The sequence below is a fragment of the Microbispora bryophytorum genome (assembly GCF_006874465.1).
GTDB lineage: Bacteria > Actinomycetota > Actinomycetes > Streptosporangiales > Streptosporangiaceae > Microbispora > Microbispora bryophytorum.
Map to the genome: position 1 here is coordinate 1 of NZ_VIRL01000063.1, position 1149 is coordinate 1149.

General features: G+C 66.8%; 1 protein-coding gene. It reads right to left on the minus strand.

The annotated features are described in order from the left end of the window. Nucleotides 1–1149, minus strand: a 1149-nt coding sequence (locus FLX07_RS35800) for an AAA family ATPase (RefSeq protein ID WP_142576410.1), incomplete at both ends; no start/stop codon positions are given.

Below are 1149 nucleotides of genomic sequence, written 5' to 3' on the forward strand. Positions count from 1 at the left end.
GCGAGACGGTGTGCTTCTCCATGAACTCCGACATGTCCAGCATGATCAGCGCGTCTTCGTCGCCGAACAGGAACTCCGCCAGCGCCTTGGACAGCTCGGTCTTCCCCACACCCGACGGGCCGGCGAATACGAACGACCCACCCGGACGGCGCGGGTCCTTCAACCCGGCCCTGGTCCGGCGGATCGCCCGCGACAGCCCCTTGATGGCGTCGTCCTGGCCGATGATCCGCTTGTGCAGCTCGTCTTCCATCCGCAGCAGCCGCTGGGACTCCTCCTCGGTCAGCTTGAACACCGGGATACCGGTGGCGATGGCCAGGACCTCGGCGATGAGCTCCTCGGTCACCTCGGCCACGACGTCCATGTCGCCGGCCTTCCACTCCTTCTCCCGCCGCTCCCGCTTGAGCTGCAACTGCTTTTCCTGATCCCGCAGCGCCGCGGCCTTCTCGAAGTCCTGCGCGTCGATCGCGGACTCCTTCTCCCGCCGCACATTCGCGATCTTCTCGTCGTACTCGCGCAGGTCCGGCGGCGCCGTCATCCGGCGGATCCGCATCCGCGAACCGGCCTCGTCGATCAGGTCGATCGCCTTGTCCGGCAGGAACCGGTCACTGATGTACCGATCCGCCAGCGTCGCCGCCGCCACCAGAGCGCCATCCGTGATCGACACCCGGTGGTGCGCCTCATACCGGTCCCGCAGACCCTTGAGGATCTCGATCGTGTGCGACAGCGACGGCTCGGCCACCTGGATCGGCTGGAACCGGCGCTCCAGAGCCGCGTCCTTCTCGACGTGCTTGCGATACTCGTCCAGGGTCGTCGCGCCGATCGTCTGGAGCTCGCCCCTCGCGAGAGGGGGCTTCAGGATGCTCGCGGCGTCGATGGCGCCCTCGGCGGCGCCCGCGCCGACCAGCGTGTGCAACTCGTCGATGAACAAGATGATGTCGCCGCGGGTACGGATCTCCTTGACGACCTTCTTCAGACGCTCTTCGAAGTCACCGCGGTAACGGGAACCGGCCACCAGCGCGCCGAGGTCAAGGGTGTAGAGCTGCTTGTCCTTCAGCGTCTCGGGCACCTCACCCTTGACGATCTTCTGCGACAGGCCCTCCACCACGGCGGTCTTCCCCACACCGGGCTCACCCACCAACACCGGGTTGT